1 protein-coding gene is annotated in these 7,174 nt (G+C 62.4%); it reads left to right on the top strand.

The genetic code is table 11. The features are described from left to right. Window positions 1–7,141, top strand: a 7,141-nt coding sequence (locus IM284_RS20570; RefSeq protein ID WP_193055877.1) for a BapA/Bap/LapF family large adhesin, incomplete at its 5' end; no start/stop codon positions are given. Window positions 7,142–7,174 lie beyond the last annotated feature (33 nt).

Genomic DNA, 7,174 nt, shown 5'->3' with positions numbered 1-7,174 from the left:
CGACACCACGCCGACCCTGAGCGGCACCGGCAATCCGGGCGATACCGTGACCATCTACAACGGTGGGGTCAAGCTTGATGATGTGCTCGTGGACGGCACCGGCAACTGGACCTGGACGCCAGCTACCCCGCTGCCTAACGGCACCTATGACATTACCCTGACCGTCACAAATATGGACGGCACGGGCAACGAAAGCGCCCCGTCGCAGCCGGTTACCATCACCATTGATACCGATGCGCCAACAGCACCAGCAGCACCGGTGATCACCGACAGCGTCAGCCAGATAACCGGCCCCGTTCCCGATGGCGGAACCACCAACGATCCGCGCCCGGTCCTGAGCGGCACCGGTACGGCGAATGACGTTATCAACATCACTGATACCGTTAACGGCACACCGACCATCGTGGGCACCGTGACGGTAGACAGCAACGGCAACTGGAGCTGGCGTCCTGACAGTAATATTGGGGAAGGCAGCCACGTCTATACCGCCACCGCCACCGATGAGGCGGGCAACGTCTCTGACCCGTCGCCAGCGATTACGATTACCGTGGATACCGTAGCACCGGATGTACCGGTATTTGACGCCGTCGGGGGCCAGCCGAATGGGGGCTTAATCACCGATGCGACGCCAACCGTCGGAGGTACCGGCACGACTGGCGACACGGTCATCGTTTACAACAACGGCGTTGAGGTAGGACGTGTCGATGTCGTTAACGGAGAATGGAGCTTTGTCCTGCCACCACAGCAGGACGGCCTGCTGAACATCACCGTTGCGGGAGTCGATGCCGCGGGTAACGTCAGCGCGCCGAGCCCGGTCGTTTCCGTCACGCTTGATACCCTTGCGCCGGAAATCCCCGTCATTAGCGCCGTTGCTGACAGCCAGCTCTCCAACAACCAGCTGTATACGCAGGACGGCACGCCAACCCTTACCGGGACCGGTGAGCCGGGAACTACCGTGATCGTTTCCGTAAACGGCACGCCATCTGCCGTGACGGTAACGGTGCAGCCGGATGGCACCTGGAGCTGGACTGCCGACGCGACGCTGCCGGATGCTACATATACCTTCACCGTCTCTTCCAGCGATCCGGCGGGTAACCTCTCTGGCAGTTCAGCACCGCTGAGCGTGACGGTCGATACCGTCGCCCCGGCCGATCCGGGCAACATGCTCCTGGCTGATGAAGGGACACCGCTGACCGGTACCGGCGAAGAGGGAAGCACCATTACCGTGAAAGACAGCGGTGGCACGGTCATTGGTACCGGCGTTGTCGGCAGCGACGGCAGCTTCTCCATTGCGCTGAGCCCGGCGCAGCTGGATCCAACCACGCTGACCGTGACCGCCACGGACGCCGCAGGAAATGCCAGCGCTAACGTGCCTTTTATCGTCACCGACTCGCCGCTTGAGCTGCCCCAGGTACCCGTCATTACGGCCATCGTCGATGACGTGGACCCGGTCACCGGCGATGTGAAAGGCAAAACCACTAACGACACCACGCCAACGCTTACCGGTACGGCCGAAGCGGGCAGCGTGATTACTATCTATCAGGACGGTAGCACGACGCCATTAACAACGGTGACCGCCGACGGCAGCGGCAACTGGAGCTATACGCCGGCCGCGCTTGGCGAGGGGCTGCACACCTTTGAGGTGACCGCGACCCTCAACGGTGCCACCAGCGGCCGCTCTCCAGCGGCCAGCGTAACCGTCGATCTGACCGCGCCTGGCACGCCAACCATTGGCTCGGTCATTGACGACGTGGGTCCTGTCACCGGTCCGCTGACCAGCGGCCAGACCACCAATGACAGCCAGCCGACCCTCACCGGCACCGGCGCGGTGGGTGATACTATCTCCATCTACAACAACGGCGTGCTGCTGGACAGCGTGGTGGTTGGTAATACCGGCACCTGGAGCTACACCACGCCCGCCCTGCCAGAAGGCAGTAATGTTCTGACCATCCGCGAGACCGATCCGGCGGGAAATCAGAGCGGTCCTTCGGCTGACTTCACCATCGTGGTGGATTCCATTTCCACCACGCCGGTCATCACCAGCGTAACGGATAATGTGGGCAATACCGCCACCCCGGTAGCCAGCGGCAGCGAAACGAACGACGCCACGCCAACCCTTTCGGGGACAGCGGACGCAAACAGCATCGTGACCATTTTCGATGGCGCTACCCAGATTGCCGTGGTTACGGCTGATGGCACCGGCGCGTGGAGCTTTACGCCAGAGACCGCGCTTGTCGAAGGGCCACACGCGTTCACGGTTCAGGCAACCGATCCGCAGGGTAACCTGAGCCTGGTCTCCGCCCCGTGGAGCGTGGTGGTTGACCTCACGGCGCCGACAGTTCCAACTCTGGATACGGTAAGTGATAACGTCCCTGGCGGCGTCACGGGCAACCTCACCAGCGGGCAGGCGACCAACGACAACACTCCAACGATTAGCGGCACCGGACAGGCAGGCAGCACCATCTACATCATGAATAACGGTACGCAGTTGGGTACGACGACCGTCGACGTAAACGGTAACTGGTCCTTCACCCCGACCACGCCGCTGGACGACGGCAGCTACTCCCTGCGCGCGTACGCAACGGATGCCGCGGGCAACGCCTCGGCGAACTCGTCGGTCTTCGCCTTCACCGTCGATACCGCAGGCCCTGGCGTGCCGGTGGTGACCAGCGTGATTGACGATGTCGCACCGACCACGGGGACGCTCACGTCGGGTAACAGCACTAACGATGCGCGTCCGACCTTCAACGGTACGGGCGACGTGGGTTCTACGGTGCACGTGATTGTTGATGGCAACGAAATTGGCACCGCCGTGGTCAATGCCCAGGGCAGCTGGACCTTCACGCCGGGTACCGATCTGATCGACGGACCGCATGCCATTACCTTCAACGCCACCGACGCGGCGGGCAACGTGGGTACTGCAACGGCACCGTTTAACCTGACGGTGGATACGGGCGTGCCGTCTGCGCCGGTCATTTCAGCCGCGGCAGATAACGTGGGCAGTATTCAAACCCCGCTCACTTCCGGGCAAAGCACCGACGACACCACGCCAACGCTGAGCGGCACCGCGACGGCCAACGCCTCGGTCACTATCTATGAAAACGGGCAGCCTGTCGGCACCGCGCTGGCTGACGGTACCGGTGCATGGAGCTTTACGCCGTCCACGCCACTGGCGGCTGGCAGCCACACCTGGACCGCCACGGTCACCGATGCCGCAGGGAACATCAGCCCCGCCTCGCCAGGCTTTACGCTGGTTGTCGATAGCACGGCACCCACCGCGCCGGTTATCAGCCAGGCGATTGACGATGTGGGGAGCATTACCGGGCCAATCACGTCCGGGCAGACGACCGACGACACCGTACCGCGGCTGGTCGGAACCAGCGAACCGTTTGCCACCGTGAATATCTATGAGGGAACCACGCTGGTCGGGACGGGTACCGCAGACGGCAGCGGCAGCTGGAGTATCTTACTCAATACCACGCTGACAGAGGGGGCGCACAGCTTCACCGCGCAGGCTACGGATGCCGCAGGCAACACCAGCGCGTCGTCCGCAAGCTTCAGTCTGACGATTGACACCGCGCCGCCAGCGCTGCCGGTGCTCACCAGCATTCTGGATGACGTCGGCAATGCGGCAACGCCAGTCGCGAACGGAGGAATAACCAACGACGCGCAGCCAACCCTCAGCGGTACGGCGGAAGCGGGTTCTACGGTGAAAATCTTCGATAACGGCGTGCAGATCGGCAGCGTGATCGCCACCGGCGGGGCGTGGAGCTATACGCCTTCTCCGGCGCTGGGCAACGGCCCGCACACGTTGACCTTTACCGCCACCGATGCGACGGGCAATGCCAGCGCGCCAACCGCCGGGTACACGATTAACGTCGATACCCTTGCTCCGGCAGCGCCGGTCATCAGCTCGGTAATTGATGATGTCGGTAGCGTCATCGGTCCGGTAACCGGCACCAACCCGACCAACGACACGCGTCCGGCCCTGAGCGGGACCGCCGAAGCGAATGCAACGGTACGGATCTACGATGGCATCACGCTGGTGGGCACCGTCACCGCCGACGGCAATGGCAACTGGACGCTGCCGGAAACCACCACGCTGACGCAGGGCACCCACAACTTCACCGCCACGGCCACCGATGCCGCAGGCAACACCAGCCCGGCATCGGCCGTGACGACGATTATCGTCGATCTGACCGCGCCAACGGCCCCAACCGGAACCTTCAACGCCGACGGTAGCGTATTAACCGGGAATGCTGAAGCAGGCAGTACCGTCACCATCCGACTCACGGACGGCTCGACGGTCACGACCACAGCGGGCAGCAACGGCACGTACAGCTACACCTTCGTTAACAAACAGACTGAAGGCCAGACGCTGCAAATCACCGCCACCGACGCGGCGGGCAATATCTCGCAGCCCGGCTCGGCGCTCGCGCCGGTGGTGCCGCTCTCCGCCAGCAATAATGTCGAAGAGCTGGATCTCAGCACCACGGCCACCGTCACCAACAGCCAGTACAGCGACTACGGCTTCCTGCTGGTCGGCGCCGTGGGCAACGTCCTGACGCTGCTCGGTAATGACACCGCTCAGGTCAACTTCACCGTGGGCAGCGGCGGCAGCGCGGATATCGTCGTGAACGCCAACGCCACGGGCGCGGTACTCTCTCTGCTCAACACCCTTGAGCTGGTGGTACAGCGCTTTGACACCGTTAACAACACCTGGACTACCGTAGTCGATACCGGACAGCCGCAGTTTGCCGACCTGCTGACCCTGGGGGCAACAGGCGTTTCGCTAAACCTGACCGGGCTGGCGGACGGCAACTACCGCGTGTTGAGCTATAACACCAACCTGCTGGCAACCGGCTCCTACACCAGCCTCGACGTGGCGGTGAAAGAGACCGGGCCGGGCACCGTTACGGGCGATACCAGCCTCGGCGGTAACGTGATCACCGACGTTGACCCAACCGCAGGCAGCGACAACGCTCCGGCAGGGGCAACGGTCACGGCCGTCACCAACGCCCAGGGTGTCACCACCAGCGTCACTGCCGACGGCACGGTGATCCAGGGTCAGTACGGTACGCTGACCATTAACCGCGACGGCAGTTACACCTACGATCTGACCAACACCAGCGCATCGGTGATTGGCCGGACGGAGAGCTTCAGCTACACCATCACGCATAACGGCGTCAGCGCGTCGGCGAATCTGGTGCTGTCGCTGGGCACCGGTACCGCCACCAGCGGTATTGTCGCGGTTGACGATACGAACTCGCTGACCTTCGATACCACCGTCAACGCGATTGACAACGGAACGTCGTCCCAGGGCGGCTTTACCCTGGTGGGAATCAATCTCGGCAACACGCTGGGGCTGAACCTGCTGGACGATATGACCAATCCCATCATCTATAACGTGGAGGAAGGCACTACCCGCACCATGACCATCCAGGCCTCCGTGGGCGGCGTGGCGCTGGCGTCGGTGTTTGATCTGTACGTCTACAAGTTCAACAACGCGACCCAGACCTTCGAGCAGATGCGCGTTGAACCAGGCTGGCTGCGCGCGCCGCTGCTGGGCGGCACCTCGCCTCAGCTGACGCTGCAACTGCCGGCCGGTGAGTACCTGTTCCTGCTGAATACGGCTGCGGGGATCACCGCCCTGACGGCCTACACGCTGGACGTGCTGCAGGATCATGTCTACAGCGTGGCGAGCGTCAGCGCGAGCACTACCGGGGACGTTCTGTCGGATGATATTGCGCCAGTCGGCACGCTGGTGACGGAAGTTAACGGCGTAGCGGTGAACAGCAGCGGTCTGACGAACATTACCGGCGAGTACGGTACGCTGAGCATCAACGCGGCCGGGGAGTACACCTACACCCTGAATAGCGGCGTCGGCGTTGACCACATCAGCACCCCGGATACCTTCGTCTACACCATTACCGCGCCGGACGGCACGAAAGACACGGCTTCGCTCAACATCACTCCAACCGCGCAGCCGATGGATGCGGTGAATGATGTCAGCACCGCGATGGACGTGACGTCGGTACACCACACCGCCGCGTACTCGGATACAACCGTCGGGTCGGCGAGCTGGAACGCCGCGCTGCTCGCTTCAACCCAGGGCTCCGGCTCCGGCACCTTCGTGGTGGATGCCAATACCGCGCTGCACAACGTGGTGCTGTCGTTTAACGTCGCCTCGTTGCTGACGCTTACAGGGTTGACGGTTGACTGGACGCTGACCAACGGCGCCACCACCGTCAGAACCGGCTCGTTCAACGGCGGGCTGCTGCTGGGCGGCACGGCAACGGTCAACCTGACGGGTCTCGACCTGGAGGCGGGGACCTACACCCTGAGCTATACAGGCAGAATGGGGCCGCTGGGAGTAGGAAATATCACCATCACCCCAAGCGTCACCGGCACAAGCTACTCGCTGTCGCAGTTCGACGCCACGGGCACCCACACCGTTGACGGCAACATTTTCGACGGCACCGGTTCCGCAGGGACGATGGACCAGCTGCACTCGGTGGATACCCGCGTGAGCATTACCGGCTACGACGGCGTTACCACTACGCTGGATCCCTACACCGGCAGCACGCAGTCGAGCATCACGGGTCACTACGGCACGCTGGCGATTGCCGCAGACGGCAGTTACACCTATACGCTCAACCCGGGGATATCGCTCTCTACCATTACCACGAAGGAGGTCTTTAACTACACCCTGACCGATGCCAACGGCACCACGGACACCGCGTCGCTGACCATCAACATGGCGCCGAAATTTATCAGTTCGGAGCATAACGATGTGATTAGCGGTACGGCCTACGGCGACACCCTGATTTATCAGGTGCTGAACAGCACGGCGGGCAACGCGACGGGGGGCAACATCACCAGCGCCGGCGGCGACCACTGGACGAACTTCTCCCTGGCGCAGGGAGACAAGATCGACATTGGCGATCTGCTGGTGGGCTGGGACGGGAATACCGCTTCGTTGGGGAATTATATCCATGTCACACAAAGCGGTAGCAACACTGTGATCTCCATCGACCGTGACGGTGCAGGGAGCACCTACACTAATACTGCACTCGTTACGCTTGATAACGTGCAGACCACGTACGACGAGCTTGTGAACCAGCAACACATCATTACCTGATAACACCTGCAGGACATGACCCGGGCGCACAGC

Source organism: Enterobacter cloacae complex sp. P12RS, assembly GCF_014895875.1.
In the GTDB taxonomy this organism is placed as follows: domain Bacteria; phylum Pseudomonadota; class Gammaproteobacteria; order Enterobacterales; family Enterobacteriaceae; genus Enterobacter; species Enterobacter bugandensis.
Note: the sequence above shows the minus strand (reverse complement) of the source record. Positions and strands in the feature narration are given on the sequence as shown.